The sequence below is a fragment of the Scandinavium hiltneri genome (genome assembly GCF_024764835.1).
Classification (GTDB): Bacteria; Pseudomonadota; Gammaproteobacteria; order Enterobacterales; family Enterobacteriaceae; genus Scandinavium; species Scandinavium hiltneri.
On the sequence record NZ_JALIGE010000074.1, the window covers coordinates 62,916 to 81,938 of the forward strand.

16 protein-coding genes are annotated in these 19,023 nt (G+C 55.3%); 8 read left to right on the plus strand and 8 right to left on the minus strand.

All coding sequences use genetic code 11. The features are described 5' to 3' along the window. Positions 1 to 183: 183 nt before the first annotated feature. Genes hofQ through MUU47_RS13345 form a run of 5 tightly spaced genes read right to left on the minus strand, consistent with a single transcriptional unit; the run spans position 184 to position 3,403 of the window. Complete coding sequence (hofQ, locus tag MUU47_RS13325; RefSeq protein WP_374684755.1) at positions 184 to 1,416, minus strand: DNA uptake porin HofQ; 1,233 nt, start codon at positions 1,414 to 1,416, stop codon at positions 184 to 186. Further along, positions 1,334 to 1,747: a HofP DNA utilization family protein gene (locus tag MUU47_RS13330; RefSeq protein WP_258988649.1), complete on the minus strand. Its 414-nt coding sequence runs from the start codon at positions 1,745 to 1,747 to the stop codon at positions 1,334 to 1,336. The genes hofQ and MUU47_RS13330 overlap by 83 nt, the downstream gene beginning before the upstream one ends. After that, entirely contained in the window at positions 1,725 to 2,156 is a 432-nt protein-coding gene (locus MUU47_RS13335; RefSeq protein ID WP_258988651.1) for a HofO family protein, read from the minus strand. The genes MUU47_RS13330 and MUU47_RS13335 overlap by 23 nt, the downstream gene beginning before the upstream one ends. Continuing rightward, positions 2,140 to 2,679: a PilN domain-containing protein gene (locus MUU47_RS13340; RefSeq protein WP_258988653.1), complete on the minus strand. Its 540-nt coding sequence runs from the start codon at positions 2,677 to 2,679 to the stop codon at positions 2,140 to 2,142. The genes MUU47_RS13335 and MUU47_RS13340 overlap by 17 nt, the downstream gene beginning before the upstream one ends. Position 2,680: 1 nt before the next feature. Next, positions 2,681 to 3,403 (minus strand): type IV pilus biogenesis protein PilM, encoded by a 723-nt coding sequence (locus MUU47_RS13345; protein ID WP_258988655.1) that lies wholly within the window; start codon positions 3,401 to 3,403, stop codon positions 2,681 to 2,683. 230 nt (positions 3,404 to 3,633) lie between these two features. Between MUU47_RS13345 and mrcA the strand changes: the two genes are divergently transcribed. Further along, positions 3,634 to 6,186, plus strand: coding sequence for a peptidoglycan glycosyltransferase/peptidoglycan DD-transpeptidase MrcA (mrcA, locus tag MUU47_RS13350; protein WP_258988656.1), 2,553 nt, complete (start codon positions 3,634 to 3,636; stop codon positions 6,184 to 6,186). 83 nt (positions 6,187 to 6,269) lie between these two features. On the opposite strand, the gene nudE is transcribed toward mrcA, so the two are convergent. Beyond that, positions 6,270 to 6,836: an ADP compounds hydrolase NudE gene (gene nudE / locus MUU47_RS13355; RefSeq protein ID WP_258988657.1), complete on the minus strand. Its 567-nt coding sequence runs from the start codon at positions 6,834 to 6,836 to the stop codon at positions 6,270 to 6,272. 319 nt (positions 6,837 to 7,155) lie between these two features. On the opposite strand from nudE, the gene MUU47_RS13360 reads away from it, so the two are divergent. The 5 genes from MUU47_RS13360 to pckA all read left to right on the plus strand — a co-directional run bounded on the left by MUU47_RS13360 (position 7,156) and on the right by pckA (position 13,337). After that, positions 7,156 to 9,303, plus strand: coding sequence for an intracellular growth attenuator family protein (locus MUU47_RS13360; RefSeq protein ID WP_258988658.1), 2,148 nt, complete (start codon positions 7,156 to 7,158; stop codon positions 9,301 to 9,303). A gap of 69 nt (positions 9,304 to 9,372) precedes the next feature. Next, positions 9,373 to 10,041: a GMP/IMP nucleotidase gene (gene yrfG / locus MUU47_RS13365; RefSeq protein ID WP_258988659.1), complete on the plus strand. Its 669-nt coding sequence runs from the start codon at positions 9,373 to 9,375 to the stop codon at positions 10,039 to 10,041. A 10-nt stretch (positions 10,042 to 10,051) separates the two neighbouring features. Further along, complete coding sequence (gene hslR / locus MUU47_RS13370) at positions 10,052 to 10,456, plus strand: ribosome-associated heat shock protein Hsp15 (RefSeq protein WP_258988660.1); 405 nt, start codon at positions 10,052 to 10,054, stop codon at positions 10,454 to 10,456. Positions 10,457 to 10,479: 23 nt separating this feature from the next. Next, complete coding sequence (gene hslO, locus MUU47_RS13375; RefSeq protein ID WP_258988969.1) at positions 10,480 to 11,358, plus strand: Hsp33 family molecular chaperone HslO; 879 nt, start codon at positions 10,480 to 10,482, stop codon at positions 11,356 to 11,358. A gap of 359 nt (positions 11,359 to 11,717) precedes the next feature. After that, the gene (pckA, locus tag MUU47_RS13380) at positions 11,718 to 13,337 is read left to right on the plus strand and encodes a phosphoenolpyruvate carboxykinase (ATP) (protein ID WP_159769638.1); all 1,620 of its coding nucleotides are present in this window, start codon (positions 11,718 to 11,720) and stop codon (positions 13,335 to 13,337) included. A 75-nt stretch (positions 13,338 to 13,412) separates the two neighbouring features. Here pckA and envZ read toward each other — a convergent pair whose 3' ends face one another. Beyond that, positions 13,413 to 14,762, minus strand: a complete 1,350-nt coding sequence (gene envZ, locus MUU47_RS13385; protein WP_258988661.1) for a two-component system sensor histidine kinase EnvZ — start codon at positions 14,760 to 14,762, stop codon at positions 13,413 to 13,415. Next, on the minus strand, positions 14,759 to 15,478 hold the full coding sequence (ompR, locus tag MUU47_RS13390) for an osmolarity response regulator transcription factor OmpR (RefSeq protein WP_001157751.1): 720 nt from the start codon (positions 15,476 to 15,478) through the stop codon (positions 14,759 to 14,761). The genes envZ and ompR overlap by 4 nt, the downstream gene beginning before the upstream one ends. 227 nt (positions 15,479 to 15,705) lie before the next feature. On the opposite strand from ompR, the gene greB reads away from it, so the two are divergent. Together greB and MUU47_RS13400 are read left to right on the plus strand one after the other, a co-directional pair. Further along, positions 15,706 to 16,179 carry a transcription elongation factor GreB gene (greB, locus tag MUU47_RS13395; RefSeq protein ID WP_258988662.1) on the plus strand — a complete coding sequence of 158 codons (474 nt, stop codon included), beginning with the start codon at positions 15,706 to 15,708 and terminating at the stop codon, positions 16,177 to 16,179. Positions 16,180 to 16,282: 103 nt separating this feature from the next. Further along, positions 16,283 to 18,610, plus strand: a complete 2,328-nt coding sequence (locus tag MUU47_RS13400; protein WP_258988663.1) for a Tex family protein — start codon at positions 16,283 to 16,285, stop codon at positions 18,608 to 18,610. The last annotated feature ends 413 nt before the right edge of the window (positions 18,611 to 19,023 follow it).

Sequence of the window (19,023 nt, forward strand, 5' to 3'; positions counted from 1 at the left end):
ATATGCGATAGTGCGAGAGTCAGACCGAAAATTATCTCAATATACCGGCAGGTTTGGCAACTCTAATAATTACCAGATTTTGCAGGGCACCGACTCTCAAATCGGTACTCCTTGTATGCTAAATCCGGTCTCACGTCAAACACCTGAAACGTGTTCAGTACGAAAAGAATGTCAGTAAATCCTTTATTGCACAGAAATAATACGCGGTGTGATGAACACAACCAGCTCTCGCCGTTCGCTGTCTTTTCCATCATGACGGAACAACTGACCCAGCCAAGGGATGTCGCCCAGCACCGGGATACTGTCTCGCGCTGTCTTATTCTTTTGCGAAAATATCCCACCCAGTGCCAGCGTTTCACCACTTTTCACCTCAACCTGCGTCTCGATCTCCTGCTTATCTATCGCCAGAACTTCCCCTTCCGCTTGCTGTAAAACCTGCCCGGGCATGTCTTCGGTGATTTTCAGTTTGAGCCGCACGCGGTTATTTTGCAGCACCGTTGGCGTCACCTCCATGCCCAGAACCGCTTCTTTAAATTCCACCGACGTCGCACCGCTTTCCCCGCTGGAGACCTGATACGGGATTTCCGTGCCCTGCTTGATACTCGCCGGTTGCAAGTGCGACGCCAGCAGATGCGGGCTGGCGATAATCTCCAGTTGCTGTTTTTGTTCCAGCGCTGAGAGCTCCAGCTCCAGCAGCCTTCCGCTGATTTTGCCGATGTTAAACCCGGCATGGGTGGTCGCGTTTGCCACCGAAAGGTCACTGCCCAACGTGGTTATCTTGCCCAAACCTACGCTGCCGTCGGCATCGGCCAGACTCCATTTCACGCCCAGTTCACGCAGGCTCTTCTCATTAATTGTTACGATATGAGCAGTTAATTCAATCTGGCCTATCGGTAAATCCATCTCGTTAACCCAGGCGAGCAAATCGGTAAGGTGCTGTGTGTCATCGCGAATAAGCAAGCGATTAGAACGTTTATCGACCGTCATCGCTCCGCGACTGCTCAGTAGTTTCTCCCCGGCTTTCGCAAGCTCTGCGGCATCGGCATATTGCAGAGAGACGCTTTGGCCTTTCAACGGTACCGTCGATAAGCGCCGTTGGGTCTCAGCTTCGCGTTGGGCCTGTTTTTCGGCCAGCCATGCTTTGGTATGTACGAACAGCACGCTACCCTGCCTTTCCAGCGCCAGCCCCGCACTGCTCACCACCGTCTGCAGAGCCTGCATCCAGGGCAGATTATTGAACTGGAGCGATATTTGCCCGCTGACATCAGGAGCGATAACGATATTCCGATCACCTAACCCGGCAATGGCCTGTAAGACCTGCGCAACAGGCACCTCATCCACCATCAGGGAGACCGCCTTTTCCTTGCCCGATACCGCGAAGGCCATCAGTAATAAGCCCAGAAGCATCCTTCGAATCATGTTTCGTTCCCTCTTTCATCCAGCGCCACTGCGACGGGTCGCAATCCAGGCCGGCAGTGATGTCCATGTAGCCGGATTGAACGTCTGCGACCGTCCAGCCATTTTCCAGCCGCTGCCCTTGATTCAGGCGTCGCCATTTACCACCGGGTACCTGAACGATGCCCGTTCGCTGCTCGCCGTGGCTTACAGAGCCGCGGTAATGCCAGAGCGTCTGCTGCGATGTGGCGCAGGGGTCTTCTACCCGTTGGAACGGGTCGCGCATGCCGAGCAGACACGGCAGCGAAAGCATTAATAGCACCCGCCAGTCAGTCATCGCCGTTAGCCTCAATCAGCAGCGTCAGCCGCAAATACTGCTGTTCCGGCTGGATACTAAACCCCCGAATGGCGCGACCCCGCTCGGCCAACTGATTAAAAAGAGGCGGAATGCCCGGCCAGTTCGCCTCCAGCGTGAGCTCTCCCCCGCTGCCCGCCGGTTGCCAACTCACAACACGGGTGCCAGGGCTATCCATATCGAGCGCCGAAAAAGGTTTCGTCAGAGCGGGCGATTCGCGAGGCGCGACAGGCAGCAGCGGCATAATTTTCTGCCACTGCGCATTGAGTGGAGACAGGTCTGGCTCAATGGACGGTTCACGGCTGCAAAAATGCCCGGCAACAACCAGCACTCCCAGCATCATTAACCCGATGCCGAGCCGTACCCGCGGTGAAAAATCACACCAGCGGTCAGCGAACCTCTGCATCAACGGCCTCCGTCTGCAGCTGATAGCTAAACTGCCAGCGCCCTTGCTCATCGCGACGCGTTGCGCCCGGTGTGACAGTGCCAAAGCCCGGCAGGCTTCGTGCCACGAGCTCAACCTGAGTCAATGTGGGGAAGCGGTTTGCCAGCCCCGTAAAGCGTAATGCATCGCCCTGCCACTCCAGTGCGGTGAGCCACGCCTGTGCGGGCATTTTTTCCGCCAGTGTCAGCAGCGTTGTTTGCCAGCGAAGCGTCAACAGCCGCTGCTGCTCACGCCGTTTTACGACCCGCGCACGCGCGTGCTCCACGTGAAGCCGCCGCTCCTGTTGAGTCAGCATCTGGCGCACCGCCTGGTCGCTCTCCTGTCGCAAAGCCAGCCAGGTATGCTGCTGCGACTGCCGGGCGCGACCGGCAATAATCAGCGCCAGCGTTATCAACAAAACGCCGATAAACATCGCGCCCCATAAGCGCAAACACTCACGTCGGCGCTGTTCGCGCCAGCACAGTAAGTTCACCTGCCGGCGCATCTCAGTTCACTCCCAGGGCGAGTGCCAGGGCAATGGCGAACGCGTCACCGCATTCCGGCAGCGGAGGCTGGAGCTGGTTCAAGGGAAACCACGGATTAAAACATTGCCCGCCAGCGGACTGCGTGGTGCACTCCATCAATCCGTCGGGCTGTTCTGCGTTGCAGCCCCAGGCGGTGCGCGTTGCCCACAACCATTGGTCTTTGCCGCGCCAGCAGATCCCCGGAATGTCGCTGTCCATCCACGGCAGAAAATGTTGTAAGGCGCTGGCATCCGGAGTGACCGCGGAGAGATTCAGGCCCGCCACGCGCAGGCGCTGCTGCAACTGTTCAATATCGCGCTTTCTGGCGGCGGTCACGCTGTAACTATTCGTGTCAGCGTTTTGGTAGTCGAAGATGAGACTTTCAGCCGGCATTTCGAGCTGTTTTGCCACCGTGCTGGCCACCCACTGCGCCAGCTCGCTTTCACGTAGCGTCATCTGCGGCGGTGGCAGCTGAATTTGTAGCGTGTCTGAGGCGGGAAGTGCGACCGCAACACGATGAAAGCGGGGCATTTCACGCTGAATTCGGCGCAGCGCCGCCGCCATACTTTTATCGCAACGTTCATCCTCCAGCGGCAGTTGCCACCAGCGGCGTAATGCACGCCCTAAACGTGTTTTCTGTAGCGCAACGCAGACGATGCTATCCTGCTGAAAGTGCAATCCAGCCTGCCATTGACTGTAAGCCATTCTTACGATCTCCTTATCCATCAACCCATTAGAGCGATTCCCTAAATAGTTCGAACTGTAGGAAGGCGGCAAGTCAGTGAGTCCCCAAGAACTTACTTGAGGGTGAACGAATGCAGCCAACGCCCATACAGTTTGAAATATGACGGGTATATCAATGCTTCAGGCTTGCCTTTATACTACCGCGCGTTTGTTTATAAACTGCCCAATTACCTCTAAATGGGAAATCTCCGGTGAAGTTCGTAAAGTATTTATTCATCCTTGCAGTCTGTTGCATTCTGCTGGGAGCAGGCTCGATATATGGCCTCTACAAATTTATTGAGCCCCAGCTACCCGACGTAGCCACGCTCAGAGATGTGCGCCTGCAGATCCCAATGCAAGTCTTCAGCGCCGATGGCGAGCTTATTGCCCAGTACGGTGAAAAACGTCGTATTCCGGTCACCCTGAGCCAAATGCCGCCAGAGCTGACGAAAGCCTTTATTGCGACAGAAGACAGCCGTTTCTACGAGCATCACGGGATTGACCCTGTGGGGATTTTCCGTGCGGCAAGCGTGGCGCTGTTCTCCGGCCACGCCTCTCAGGGTGCGAGTACTATTACTCAGCAGCTGGCGCGTAACTTCTTCCTCAGCCCGGAAAAAACGCTGACGCGTAAAATTAAAGAAGCGTTCCTGGCGATCCGCATTGAGCAGTTGCTCAGCAAAGATGAAATTCTTGAGCTGTACCTGAACAAGATTTACCTCGGCTATCGCGCTTACGGCGTCGGTGCTGCCGCGCAGGTCTATTTTGGCAAGTCGATTGATCAGCTGACGCTGAGCGAAATGGCGGTAATTGCCGGTCTGCCGAAGGCGCCGTCAACCTTTAACCCGCTGTATTCGATGAACAGAGCGACCGCCCGTCGTAACGTGGTGCTGTCGCGTATGCTGAGTGAAAACTACATCACCCAGGCGCAGTACGATTCAGCGGTCCGCGAACCGATTGATGCCAGCTACCATGCGCCGGAAATTGCTTTCTCCGCGCCGTACCTGACAGAAATGGTGCGCCAGGAAATGGTCAGCCGTTACGGCGACCAGGCCTACGAAGACGGTTATCGCGTTTACACTACTATCGGTCGTAAAGATCAGCTGGCGGCGCAGAACGCATTGCGTACCAACGTGATGGATTACGATATGCGTCACGGCTATCGCGGCCCGGCCAACGTGCTGTGGAAAGTGGGCGAAACCCCGTGGGACAGCAAAAAAATCACCGATACGCTGAAGAGTTTGCCGACCTACGGGCCGCTTGAGCCTGCAGTGGTCACATCGGCAGATCCTCAGCAAGCCATGGCGATGACCGCCGACGGCACATCGGTGCAACTGAACATGGACGGAATGCGTTGGGCGCGTCCGTACCGCTCCGATACCCAGCAGGGTTCAACGCCGCGTAAAGTCACCGACGTTGTCCAGACCGGCCAGCAAATCTGGGTTCGCCAGGTAAATGAGAGTTGGTGGCTGGCACAGGTTCCGGATGTGAACTCCGCGCTGGTGTCCATCAATCCGCAAAACGGCGCCATTATTGCGCTGGTGGGTGGCTTTGATTTCAATCAGAGCAAATTTAACCGTGCCACCCAGGCGCTGCGTCAGGTCGGTTCTAACATCAAACCGTTCCTTTATACCGCGGCGATGGACAAAGGTCTGACGCTGGCGAGCATTCTGAACGATGTGCCGATTTCCCGTTGGGATGCCGGTGCCGGTTCCGATTGGAGTCCGAAAAACTCACCGCCGCAGTACGCCGGTCCGATTCGTCTGCGCCAGGGTCTCGGCCAGTCGAAAAACGTGGTGATGGTACGCGCTATGCGTGCGATGGGCGTGGATTACGCCGCAGAATACCTGCAGCGCTTTGGTTTCCCGGCCAATAACATTGTGCGGACAGAATCGTTAGCGCTCGGCTCAGCCTCCTTTACGCCGCTTCAGGTAGCGCGTGGTTACTCGGTGATGGCCAACGGCGGCTTCCTGATTGACCCTTACTTCATCAGTAAAATTGAGAATGACGCGGGCGGAACGCTTTTCGAAGCCAAACCGAAAATTGCCTGTGGCGATTGCGATATTCCGGTGATTTACGGGGATACGCCGAAGTCCGACGTGCTGGAAAACAAAGACGTTGAAGACGTGGCCACGTCCCTGGAACCTAAAAACTCCACGGTACCAATGCCTAGCCTTGAACAAGCGAACCAGGCGCTGGTTGCCCGCAGCGGCGGTCAGGAATATGCGCCACATGTTATCAGCACCCAGCTCTCCTTCCTGATTAAGAGCGCGCTGAATACCAATATCTTTGGCGAACCGGGCTGGCAAGGTACAGGCTGGCGTGCAGGCCGTGACCTGAAGCGACATGATATCGGCGGTAAAACCGGGACTACCAACAGCTCGAAAGATGCGTGGTTCTCAGGTTACGGTCCAGGGGTGGTAACATCGGTGTGGATTGGCTTTGACGATCATCGCCGTGACCTCGGCCGCACTACCGCTTCCGGCGCGATTAAAGATCAGATTTCCGGCTACGAAGGCGGCGCGAAGAGCGCACAGCCCGCCTGGGACCTGTACATGAAATCGGCGCTGGAAGGCGTGCCTGAACAGCCATTTACGCCGCCAGCGGGCGTGGTGACGGTCAACATCGACCGTAGCACCGGGCAGCTGGCAAGCGGGGGCAGCAGTCGCGAAGAGTACTTTATCGAGGGTACGCAACCGACCCAACAGGCGGTGCGCGAAGTGGGCACCACGCTGATGGATAACGGCGAAACTCACGAACTGTTCTGACAAAAAAGGCGCCTCTGGCGCCTTTTTACTGATCTAAATAAAGCTCATGAGGCTTTTGCCCGGTGGCGCTACGCTTACCAGGCCTACTCGCCCAAACGGCCCTGCGCTTTCAGCCATTCACGCACCAGGAACAGCGCGCTCACGTTACGGGCTTCGTTGAAATCAGGGTCTTCCAGCAACGTCAGCATCTGAGCCAGTGGCCAGCGCACCTGCGGCAGCGGTTCAGGTTCGTCACCCGGCAATGATTCCGGATAAAGATCTTCCGCTACTACGATATTCATTTTGCTGGAGAAGTACGACGGCGCCATCCCGAGTTTCTTCAGAAACGTCAGGTTATTGGCACCGAATCCCACTTCCTCTTTCAGCTCGCGGTTGGCGGCTTCAAACACGGTTTCCCCCGCATCGATAAGCCCTTTCGAAAACCCGAGCTCATACGATTCCGTACCCACGGCGTATTCGCGGATCAGAATGAGATGGTCGTCAACAATGGGGACTATCATCACCGCTTCACGTGTGGAAGGACGCATCCGTTCATACACGCGGCGCTCGCCGTTGCTGAATTCCAGGTCCACGCTCTCCACATTAAACAGTCGAGAACGCGCTACCGTTTCAACTTTATGGATGGTGGGTTTTGTTAAGGGTTTATCCATGGTGACCTGTGTTTGCTGTGATAACAGGGTAATTGTGCGATATACCGCACAGTTTAGGCAATTCCCGACTTCACATATTTACATTTGTGTAACTTTCAGCGTGATTCACTTTTTTAAACAAAAAGTCAAGACCTTGCAATGGATTTGAGAATTTGCTGATATTCGCTTGCGTTGACCTCTGATATGCTCAAAAGTTGCGTCAGAACGTAATAAATCTTTCAAGTTCTGGGTGATACGTGCCGATAGCTAACTACGGGCTCACGTTCTGTGTTAATGGGCAACCGACGAAACCTGTAAGAATAAGTATGATGGGAAAAGCATGGGCACCTTTTTGATTCTTTTCGCTGCTATGCTGGCCTGCGCATTGCTTGCAGGGTGGTTCTATCGACAGCGCTCACAGCACCGGCGTATTCCCCGGCTGCATACATTTACCGGCGCGACTACGCGTAAGCTGTCCAGCGAAGAACGCAGTGCCGTCGAAAGTTATGTCGAAAGCCTGGGCCGAACGCTGGAAGTTCCTGCATCCGGAGCCACCGTGGCACCGTCCGTGCTGACGCTTAATGCCCAGAGCAACATCGTCTATATTGTCACTCAGTCGATCACCCGCTACGGCATCACCACGGAAGATCCGAACAAGTGGCGCTACTTCCTCGACTCCCTTGAAATCCATCTGCCGCCTTTTTGGGAGCAGTACATCAATGACGAGAACGAAGTTGAACTGATTCACACCGATTCCCTGCCGCTGGTCATTTCACTCAACGGCCATACGCTGCGCGACCATAAGCAGGAAGCGCGAGGCTACGCGCTGGAGCAAGTGCCATCGACCCAGGCATCCATTCGCGGGGAAGAAAGCGAGCAGATTGAACTGCTGAATATTCGCCAGGAAAGCCACGAGGAATATGCCCTGAGTCGCCCGGACGGCCTGCGTGAAGCGCTGCTGATTGTCGGCTCATTCCTGCTGTTTTTCTGCGCCCTGATGGTGCCGGAAGTGTTTGTCCCGTGGGTCACCGGTGGTGCGATATTGCTGCTGGCGTTTGGCCTGTGGGGCCTGTTTGCTCCGCCGTCGAAAACCGCGCTGCGCGAAATTCACTGCCTGCGAGGCACCCCGAAACGCTGGGGTCTGTTCGGTGAAAACGACCAGGAGCACATCAACAACATTTCGCTCGGTATTATCGACCTGATTTACCCGCGCCATTGGCAGCCGTTTATCACGCAGGATCTCGGCCAGCAAACCGATATCGACATTTACCTCGATCGCCACGTCGTGCGTCAGGGCCGCTTTTTGTCGCTGCATAATGAAGTGAAGCACTTCCCGCTCCAGCACTGGCTTCGCAGCGCCATTATTGCCGGTGGTGCGCTGCTGATTGTGATGATGCTGTGGATGAGTGTTCCGCTCGGGATGCCGTTTAAATTTACGATATCGTGGTTGAAAGGCGCGCAAACTATTGAAGCCACCACCGTTAACCAGCTCGATCAGGCTGGCGTGCGTGTTGGCGATACGCTGCATATTTCCGGCACCGGCATGTGCAATATCCATTCGCAGGGCACGTGGACCGCGCAGGATAACTCGCCGTTTATGCCTTTTGACTGCTCGCAAATTATCTGGAATGACGCCCCGCCGCTGCCGCTGCCGGAATCCGATATCGTCACCAAAGCCACGGCGCTGATGCAGGCGGTAAATCGCCAACTGCATCCTAGCCCGGATGACAGCTCTCGCGTCAGCCCGGCTCTGCGATCAGCCATTCAGAAATCCGGGATGGTATTGTTAGATGACTTCGCCGATATCGTGCTGAAAACGCAAGATTTGTGCTCTGCCGAAGATGACTGTGCGCGCCTGAAGAATGCGCTGGTCAACCTCGGTAATACCCGCGACTGGGAAACGCTGACCAAACGGGCCAGCGCCGGAAAACTGGATGGCGTCAACGTACTGTTGCGCCCGGTCAGCGCGGAATCACTGGATAACCTGGTGACAACCTCAACCGCACCGTTTGTGATGCGTGAAACCTCACGCGCGGCGCAGGCCTTAAACAGCCCGGCGCCTGGCGGCTTCCTGATTGCCAGTGATGAAGGCAGCGATCTGGTATCGCAGCCGTGGCCGTCGGTCAGCCTGTACGACTACCCGGCACACGAACAGTGGACCGAATTCCAGCGCCTCGCCGGTATGCTGATGCATACGCCGTTCAACGCCGAAGGGATTGTCACCAATCTCTACACCGACGCCAATGGCACCAAACACATCAATCTGCACCGTATACCGGACAGCTCTGGCTTGTGGCGCTACGTCAGCATTACGCTGCTGATGCTGGCGATGCTGGCCTGCTTTGCCTGGAACGGGATTCAGGCCATTCGCCGCTACCATCGTCACGGCATGCGCATGGCGGAAATTCATAAATACTACGAAAGCAGCCTTAACCCCATGCTGCTGACCTCGCCTGACCTGCTGCATCAGGATCCCACAGACAGCTAAACCGCCCTGCTCCCGCTTGCGCGACCGGTGTGATAACCTGTCGCGCATTCTTCCGGCTGGAGACGCAACATGCATTTTGACATCGACTGGAACGAGGTCGACACCGTTCTGCTGGATATGGACGGTACGCTTCTCGATCTCGCATTCGACAATTATTTCTGGCAGCAGCTGGTCCCGGAAACTTACGGCGCGCAAAACGGTATCAGCCCGCAGGAAGCGCGGGAACGTATCAGCCAGGAATATCACGCCGTGCAGCATACGCTAAACTGGTACTGTCTGGATTACTGGAGCGAGCGCCTGGGGCTGGATATCTGCGCCATGACGACCGCGCAAGGTCCGTATGCCGTGCTGCGTGATGACACCGTGCCGTTCCTGGATGCTCTGCAAGCCAGCGGCAAGCGCCGCATATTACTGACCAACGCGCATCCGCATAACCTGGCGGTGAAGCTGGAACATACCGGTCTGGCGTCACACCTTGATTTATTACTTTCCACCCACACATTTGGTTATCCGAAAGAAGATCAGCGTTTGTGGCAGGCTGTTGCCGAAGAAACCACACTGGATGCGCATAAGACGCTGTTCATTGACGACAGTGAACCCATCCTCGATGCCGCTGCGTTATTCGGTATTCGCTACTGCCTGGGCGTCACTAATCCCGACTCCGGCATTGCGGAAAAACAGTATCAGCGCCACCCGGCATTGAATGATTATCGTCGCCTGATCCCTGGGATCCGGTGAAGGAGAAGCCATGAAAGAGAAACTCACCGAAGCCGCCGTACGGCTGGATAAGTGGCTCTGGGCGGCCCGCTTCTACAAAACTCGCGCGGTTGCACGCGAAATGGTAGAAGGCGGTAAAGTGCATTACAACGGACAGCGCAGCAAACCCAGCAAAGTGGTGGAGATGAACGCCATGCTGACGCTGCGTCAGGGCAACGACGAACGGACGGTGATGATTAAAGGCATTACCGAGCAGCGACGCCCGGCCACCGAAGCCACGCTGCTGTACGAAGAAACTGCCGAAAGTATCGAAAAACGGGAAAAAATGGCCGTGGCCCGCAAGCTCAACGCGTTGACCATGCCGCACCCGGACCGTCGCCCTGACAAAAAAGAGCGCCGCGACCTGATGAGATTTAAACATGGGAACAGTGAGTAGCCGTTCCCTTAAGAGAGAAAATGATGATTCAACACGATCAATTACATCGCTATCTGTTTGAAAACGTGGCCGTACGCGGCGAACTGGTCACCGTCTCCGAAACGCTGGAGCAGGTTCTCGCGAATCACAGTTATCCGCAGCCGGTAAAAAACGTGCTGGCCGAGCTGCTGGTGGCAACCAGTCTGCTGACCGCAACGCTGAAGTTTGCCGGTGATATCACCGTGCAGCTGCAGGGTGATGGCCCCATGTCGCTGGCAGTGATTAACGGCAACAACAATCAACAGCTGCGCGGTGTGGCGCGAGTACAGGGCGATATCCCGGAAAACGCGGATCTGAAAACGCTGGTCGGTAATGGTTATCTGGTTATCACCATTGCGCCGGAAGAAGGTGAGCGCTATCAGGGCGTGGTGGGCCTGGAAGGCGATACGCTGGCGGCGTGTCTGGAAGACTATTTCCTGCGCTCCGAGCAGCTGCCGACGCGTCTTATCATCCGTACCGGTGAGCACGACGGCAAAATGGCGGCAGGTGGTATTTTGCTGCAGGTGATGCCAGCGCAAAACGCACAGACCACTGATTTCGAGCACCTGGCGACGCTGACCGACACTATCAAAGCGGAAGAGCTGTTTGGCCTGCCGGCGAACGACGTGCTGTGGCGTCTGTATCACGAAGAAGAAGTGACGGTTTACGATCCGCAAACGGTCGAATTCAAGTGCACCTGTTCCCGTGAGCGCTGTGCCGATGCGCTGAGAACGCTGCCAGATGAAGAAGTTGACAGCATTCTGGCCGATGACGGTGAAATCGATATGAACTGCGATTACTGCGGCAGCCATTACGTGTTTAACGCGATGGATATTGCCGAGATCCGCAACAACGCCTCCCCGGCGGATCCCCAGGTTCATTGATTTAGTCATCGCTTGTCCCCTCACTCCGGTCCTCGCTCCTATGGGCAAAGGGTTTGGGTGAGGAACTTGCGAGAAGTGAATCGATTTTTTCTGTAACTCTTCCGTAACTTATTTTCAGGAATGCGATTACATTCACATTCCATCAGTTCATAAAACCATTTGTTGACGGTTTAGGAACATTTCCCCCCACTAAAAAACGTTTCCTGCCATAATCTGTGTCGCCTCGTGACAGGAGTCACCGTGTTTTCCGTTAGTTTGACGAGAGTCCGGATACGCAAATCTATGAGCCTGGTCGCGGTCAATAACCCTCAAACAACCCTAAAATCATTGGCAGTACATATTGGCTAAGGAGCAGTGACATGCGTGTTAAAGGTATAACCCCGCAGGATCTCAAGGCTTATGGAATCAACGACGCCCAGGACATCGTCTACAACCCCGATTACGACACGTTATTTGAGGAAGAGCTCAACCCCACTCTGGAAGGCTATGAGCGCGGTATTCTGACAAATCTCGGTGCGATTGCTGTCGATACCGGTATTTTTACCGGCCGGTCGCCGAAAGATAAATACATTGTCCGTGATGACACCACCCGCGATACCGTGTGGTGGGCTGATAAAGGCAAAGGCAAGAACGACAACAAACCGCTCTCCCCGGAAACCTGGCAGCAACTCAAAGGACTCGTCACCCAACAACTTTCTGGTAAGCGTCTGTTTATCATCGATGCTTACTGTGGCGCTAACGCCGACACTCGCCTGTGCGTACGCTTTATTACCGAAGTAGCCTGGCAGGCGCACTTCGTGAAAAACATGTTTATCCGCCCAACGGACGACGAGCTGGCAACCTTTAAGCCTGACTTCGTGGTGATGAACGGCGCGAAATGCACCAATCCGAACTGGAAACAGCAGGGTCTGAACTCCGAAAACTTCGTGGCCTTCAACCTGACCGAACGCGTGCAGCTGATTGGCGGCACCTGGTACGGCGGCGAAATGAAGAAAGGGATGTTCTCTATCATGAACTACCTGCTGCCGCTGAAGGGCATAGCTTCGATGCACTGTTCAGCGAACGTCGGCGAAAAAGGCGATGTGGCAGTATTCTTTGGCCTGTCCGGCACAGGAAAAACCACTCTCTCCACCGATCCGAAACGCCGCCTGATTGGCGATGATGAGCACGGCTGGGACGACGATGGTGTGTTTAACTTTGAAGGCGGCTGCTACGCGAAAACCATTCGCCTGTCAGAAGAAGCCGAGCCGGATATCTATCACGCCATTCGCCGCGACGCGCTGCTGGAAAACGTCAGCGTGCTGGCCGACGGCACCATCGATTTCAACGATGCGTCGAAAACCGAAAACACCCGCGTCTCCTACCCGATTTACCACATCGACAATATCGTGAAACCGGTGTCGAAAGCGGGCCATGCAACCAAAGTTATCTTCCTGACCGCCGACGCCTTCGGCGTGCTGCCGCCAGTTTCTCGACTGACGGCTAACCAGACGCAGTACCACTTCCTGTCTGGTTTTACCGCCAAACTGGCGGGTACCGAGCGTGGCGTAACCGAACCAACGCCAACTTTCTCCTCCTGCTTTGGTGCAGCATTCCTGTCGCTGCACCCGACGCAGTACGCAGAAGTGCTGGTGAAACGTATGCAGGCTTCCGGCGCGCAGGCGTATCTGGTCAATACCGGCTGGAACGGCACTGGCAAACGTATCTCGATTAAAGATACGCGCGCCATTATCGACGCCATTCTCGACGGTACGCTGGATAACACTGAAACCTTCACGCTGCCGATGTTCAATTTGCAGATCCCAACTGAACTGCCAGGTGTGGATACGCACATTCTGGACCCGCGTAATACCTACGCATCACCGGAGCAGTGGCAGGAAAAAGCCAAAGCGCTGGCGAATCTGTTCGTGGAAAACTTTGAGAAGTACACCGACACCCCTGCGGGTGCGGCGCTGGTTGAGGCAGGTCCGAAGCTGTAACAGACTGCTGGGTGGCGCTACGCCGCCCTTCATCCAAAGTAAAAGGCCCGACACATCATCGTGTCGGGCCTTTTTTTAGCTTTCTTTGGTACTGGACGTTCGCACGACCGGCACTGGCAGCCACGCCCGAATCAACAATCCGCCCTTCTCGCTGGTATCAATCTCCAGCAAGCCGTTATGGTTGTCGATGATACGCTGCACGATGGCCAGACCCAGCCCGGTGCCGCTGGTGCTGCGCGCACTGTCGCCACGCACGAACGGCTGGAACAGGTGTTTACGTTGTTCAGGTTTGATACCCGGGCCATTATCTTCCACCTGGAACCAGACACGGTTTGGCTCGCTGCCACTGCTGACTTTGATCCAACCATTTCCATAGCGAGCGGCATTCACCACCATATTGGCCAGCGCGCGCTTGATCGACAGCGGGTGCATCCGCACCGGGATTTCTCCGGCCTGCATGTCCGTTTCAATCTCACGCTCGTAGCCGCTTTCTGCCGCCACGACTTCGCCGAGCACCGAATTCAGGTCGCCGAGCTCCATCGGCATTTCCTGGCCTGTACGCAGGTAGTCGATGAACTGCTCGATGATGGCGTTACACTCTTCGATATCCTTGTTGATGGATTCGGCAAGGTAACCGTCTTCTTCGCCCATCATCTCCGTCGCCAGACGGATACGCGTCAACGGCGTACGTAAATCGTGACTCACACCCGCCATCAGCAGCGTACGGTCGTCAGCGAGCTGCTTAACGCCTGCCGCCATATGGTTAAAGGCTCGGGTCACGGATCGCACTTCCGACGCGCCATACTCGCGCAGAGGAGGCGGAATGATCCCTTTACCAACCTGCAAAGCCGCGTGTTCAAGATCGACCAAGGGTCGGTTCTGAATACGAATAAACAGCCATGCACCGCCTATCGCCAGCAACATTATGGCCAGGGTATAGCGGAACAGCGGCGAGAAGTCGCCCTGATGGATTTCAGTCAGCGGCACGCGCACCCAAATGTTGGGCGACAGCCAAGTTTTCAGCCACACAACCGGCGAGCTTTTGTTGACCTCAACACGAACTTCTGTCGGGCCACCCAGCTGCTGAGCCATCTGCTGACTTAAGAATTCATAGTGCTGCGCCCAGCGTAGTCCGGCATCTTCCGCCGCTTCATCGGAATAGAGCGAAATGCCAAGCTCGCGGTAAATCTCACGTCGAAATGCCGGAGGCACCACCAGTTGGGTGCCATCCTCAAGCTGCAGTTTATCGGTCATTAGCATACGGACTTCGTAGGCCAGTACTTTATTGAACTGCTGAAGGCTCGGCAAAATCGCGAAGTTCAGGACCACAAGATAGGTCGTCACCAGGCTGACGAACAGCAAGGTGACGATGAGAAGCAACGTGCGGGCAAATGAACTTCGTGGTGAGAAGCGCATTCGCCTCATGCTTTAGAACCGTCCGGCACAAACACGTAACCCAGGCCCCACACGGTCTGAATGTAGCGCGGGTGCGCCGGATCTTCTTCCACCATGCGGCGCAGACGGGAAATCTGCACGTCGATGGAACGCTCCATCGCGGAATATTCACGGCCACGCGCCAGGTTCATCAGCTTGTCACGGGACAACGGCTCACGCGGATGGCTCACCAGCGCTTTGAGTACCGCAAATTCACCGCTGGTCAGTGGCATAGGTTCGTCTTCGCGGAACATTTCGCGCGTACCGAGGTTCAGCTTGAACTTACCGAATGCGATAACGGCTTCTTCCTGCGACGGTGCACCTGGCAGTTCGTTCGCCTGACGACGCAGCACGGCACGGATACGGGCCAGCAGCTCACGCGGGTTGAACGGTTTTGGAATGTAGTCGTCGGCACCAATTTCCAGACCCACGATTCGGTCAACCTCTTCGCCTTTCGCCGTCACCATGATGATTGGCATCGGGTTACTTTGGCTGCGCAGGCGACGACAAATGGAGAGACCATCTTCGCCAGGCAGCATTAAATCCAGCACCATCAGGTGGAAGGATTCACGGGTCAGCAGGCGATCCATCTGTTCGGCGTTGGCGACGCTTCGAACCTGGAAGCCTTGCTCGGTCAGATAACGCTCAAGAAGCGCACGCAGGCGCATGTCGTCATCCACAACAAGAATCTTATAATTCTCTTGCATTGTTTTTACTCCCAGAAGGTTCGTAACAATTATGAGTACGTATTCTCAAAAAAGCGTACGCCAGGCTCCAGCTAAATCTGGTATAAATTCTAGCCGAAATTGTTACAAAGCATATTTTACAGCAGCTTATCTGTACAATTCATCACAGAAAACTATTTTTTAACCAATTGACGTAATCTATGAGGCAAAATGTGCGCAAGCACAAGTAGTCACAAGGTAGCACCACAATGAAAACGCCGCTAATTACCCGTGAAGGGTATGAGAAGTTGAAGAAAGAGCTGGATTATCTTTGGCGCGAAGACCGCCCAGAGGTGACGAAAAAAGTCACCTGGGCCGCAAGCCTTGGAGATCGCAGCGAAAACGCCGATTATCAGTACAACAAAAAGCGTCTGCGTGAAATTGATCGCCGGGTTCGCTATCTGACCAAATGTCTGGAAAATTTAAAAATCGTCGATTACTCCCCGCAGCAGGAAGGCAAAGTCTTCTTCGGCGCGTGGGTGGAAATCGAAAATGACAATGGCGACACCAAACGCTTTCGTATTGTCGGTTATGACGAAATTTTCGGGCGTAAAGATTACATCTCCATCGATTCACCGATGGCCCGCGCGCTGCTGAAAAAAGAGGTCGGCGACCTCGCCATTGTGCAGACTCCGGCGGGTGATGCCAGTTGGTATGTCAATGAGATCGAGTATGTGAAATAACGCACCTGGAACACTCTGATTACGGATAGGTCCGGCTGGTATTTTGGCTGGCCAATCCGTATAACTATCCCCTGTTTTTCGATCCTACAGATGAAATAAAGCCATGATGAATGATTCGCTCTGCCGCATTATTGCGGGTGAACTTCAGGCCAGAAACGAACAGGTTACTGCTGCCGTTCGTCTGCTTGATGAAGGGAACACCGTGCCGTTTATCGCACGTTATCGTAAGGAAGTCACCGGCGGTCTGGACGACACCCAGCTGCGTAACCTGGAAACCCGTCTTGGCTATTTGCGTGAGCTGGAAGAACGCCGCCAGTCGATCCTCAAGTCCATCAACGATCAGGGCAAACTGAGCGACGAACTGGCGAAAGCCATCAACGGCACGCTGAGCAAAACCGAGCTCGAAGATTTGTACCTGCCGTATAAGCCTAAGCGCCGTACCCGCGGGCAAATCGCGATTGAAGCAGGCCTCGAGCCGCTGGCCGATTTGCTGTGGAACGAGCCATCGCACGTACCGGAAGACGAAGCCGCGAAATACATCAATGCTGATAACGGCGTAGCCGACACGAAAGCGGCCCTCGATGGCGCACGCTATATCCTGATGGAACGCTTCGCCGAAGACGCCCAACTGCTGGCGAAAGTGCGTAACTATCTGTGGAAAAACGCCCATCTCGTCGCCGTTGTGGTCAGCGGCAAAGAGGAGGAAGGCGCGAAATTCCGTGATTACTTCGATCACCACGAGCCGATTGCTACCGCGCCATCTCACCGTGCGCTGGCGATGTTCCGTGGCCGCAACGAAGGCATTTTGCAACTCTCCCTGAACGCCGATCCGCAGTTCGATGAGCCGCCAAAAGAGAGCCATTGCGAACAAATCATCATCGACCATCTCAATCTGCGTCTGAATAACGCCCCGGCAGACAGCTGGCGTAAAGGCGTGGTGAGCTGGACGTGGCGCATCAAAGTGCTGATGCACCTTGAAACCGAACTGATGGGCACCGTGCGCGAACGTGCAGAAGACGAAGCGATTAACGTCTTCGCCCGCAACCTGCACGATCTGCTGATGGCCGCTCCGGCGGGTCTGCGTGCGACCATGGGTCTCGATCCGGGTCTGCGTACCGGCGTGAAAGTGGCAGTGGTTGATGGCACCGGCAAACTGGTCGCCACCGACACCATTTATCCACACACCGGTCAGGCGGCGAAATCGGCGGTTGCCGTGGCAGCGCTGTGCGAAAAATACAATGTCGAGCTGGTGGCAATTGGCAACGGTACCGCCTCACGCGAAACCGAGCGTTTCTACCTCGACGTGCAGAAGCAGTTCCCAAAAGTAACGGCTGAAAAAGTGATCGTCAGCGAAGCCGGGGCGTCGGTGTATTCCGCCTCCGAACTCGCAGCGCTCGAATTCCCGGATCTCGACGTGTCTATTCGTGGGGCGGTGTCTATCGCCCGTCGCTTGCAGGATCCGCTGGCGGAGCTGGTGAAAATCGACCCGAAATCTATCGGTGTCGGCCAATACCAGCACGACGTCAGCCAGAGCCAGCTGGCGCGCAAACTGGACGCGGTAGTGGAAGACTGTGTGAACGCCGTCGGCGTTGACCTTAATACCGCCTCCGTGCCGCTGTTGACCCGTGTCGCGGGCCTGACGCGCATGATGGCGCAGAACATCGTGACCTGGCGTGATGAGAACGGTCAGTTCCAGAACCGTCAACAGCTGCTCAAAGTGAGCCGTCTGGGGCCGAAAGCCTTCGAACAGTGCGCGGGCTTCCTGCGTATCAACCACGGCGACAATCCGCTCGATGCCTCAACCGTTCACCCGGAAGCGTATCCTGTCGTGGAACGCATTCTGGCGGTGACCCAACAGGCGCTGAAAGCGCTGATGGGCAACAGCAGCGAGTTGCGTAACGTGAAAGCGGTCGATTTTACCGATGAACGTTTTGGTCTGCCGACGGTGACTGACATCATCAAAGAGCTTGAAAAACCGGGCCGTGACCCGCGTCCTGAGTTCAAAACTGCGAAGTTTGCCGACGGCGTGGAAACCATGAACGACCTGCTACCAGGCATGGTACTGGAAGGTGCGGTAACCAACGTCACCAACTTCGGCGCGTTCGTGGATATCGGCGTGCACCAGGATGGCCTGGTTCACATCTCGTCCCTTGCCGATAAATTCGTCGAAGATCCACACACCGTGGTGAAAGCGGGCGATATCGTGAAGGTCAAAGTGCTGGAAGTGGATATGCAGCGTAAGCGTATCGCGCTGACCATGCGTCTGGACGAGCAGCCTGGCGACACCAACAGCCGTCGTGGCGGTGGGGGCGGTCGTGAGCAGAATGCGCGCCCGGCAGCCAAAGCGGCAAAACCGCGCGGTCGTGAGGCCACGCCTGCCGGAAATAGCGCCATGATGGATGCGCTGGCCGCGGCGATGAAGAAAAAATAAGACTGTGCCCATCAGGCCCGTTTATTTATACCCTAAATAATTCGAGTTGCAGGAAGGCGGCAAGGCTGAGAATCCCCTGGAGCTTACTCAAGTAAGTGACTGGGGTGAGCAGGCGCTGCCGACGCACATGCAACTTGAAGTATGACGGGTATATAAGCGGGCCTGATGTATCGCGACATTATTCAGACACGCCTTTTTACCTTTCGTTAATTCTTCGCATTATTATTTTCACCCTGATAACAACTCTTCTATTTCGCAAACATCCTTTCCTGTAATAAATATTGAGCCACATCAAATTTGCGTCAATTATTCGGTAAACGAACATCCGTTCACATTTTATGGATTGAAGACAGAAACCATTCTCATTATCATCGTCACTGTTGATATTTTACCCTTTCCTGTTGGCACCATCC

Excerpts from the sequence above, each read along its gene's own strand:
- MUU47_RS13335 (WP_258988651.1), bottom strand. The coding sequence starts at position 2,156 with ATGCAGAGGTTCGCTGACCGCTGGTGTGATTTTTCACCGCGGGTACGG.
- MUU47_RS13340 (WP_258988653.1), bottom strand. The coding sequence starts at position 2,679 with ATGCGCCGGCAGGTGAACTTACTGTGCTGGCGCGAACAGCGCCGACGT.
- MUU47_RS13345 (WP_258988655.1), bottom strand. The coding sequence starts at position 3,403 with ATGGCTTACAGTCAATGGCAGGCTGGATTGCACTTTCAGCAGGATAGC.
- nudE (WP_258988657.1), bottom strand. The coding sequence starts at position 6,836 with ATGGATAAACCCTTAACAAAACCCACCATCCATAAAGTTGAAACGGTA.
- MUU47_RS13360 (WP_258988658.1), top strand. The coding sequence starts at position 7,156 with ATGGGCACCTTTTTGATTCTTTTCGCTGCTATGCTGGCCTGCGCATTG.
- yrfG (WP_258988659.1), top strand. The coding sequence starts at position 9,373 with ATGCATTTTGACATCGACTGGAACGAGGTCGACACCGTTCTGCTGGAT.
- hslR (WP_258988660.1), top strand. The coding sequence starts at position 10,052 with ATGAAAGAGAAACTCACCGAAGCCGCCGTACGGCTGGATAAGTGGCTC.
- hslO (WP_258988969.1), top strand. The coding sequence starts at position 10,480 with ATGATTCAACACGATCAATTACATCGCTATCTGTTTGAAAACGTGGCC.
- pckA (WP_159769638.1), top strand. The coding sequence starts at position 11,718 with ATGCGTGTTAAAGGTATAACCCCGCAGGATCTCAAGGCTTATGGAATC.
- envZ (WP_258988661.1), bottom strand. The coding sequence starts at position 14,762 with ATGAGGCGAATGCGCTTCTCACCACGAAGTTCATTTGCCCGCACGTTG.
- ompR (WP_001157751.1), bottom strand. The coding sequence starts at position 15,478 with ATGCAAGAGAATTATAAGATTCTTGTTGTGGATGACGACATGCGCCTG.
- greB (WP_258988662.1), top strand. The coding sequence starts at position 15,706 with ATGAAAACGCCGCTAATTACCCGTGAAGGGTATGAGAAGTTGAAGAAA.
- MUU47_RS13400 (WP_258988663.1), top strand. The coding sequence starts at position 16,283 with ATGATGAATGATTCGCTCTGCCGCATTATTGCGGGTGAACTTCAGGCC.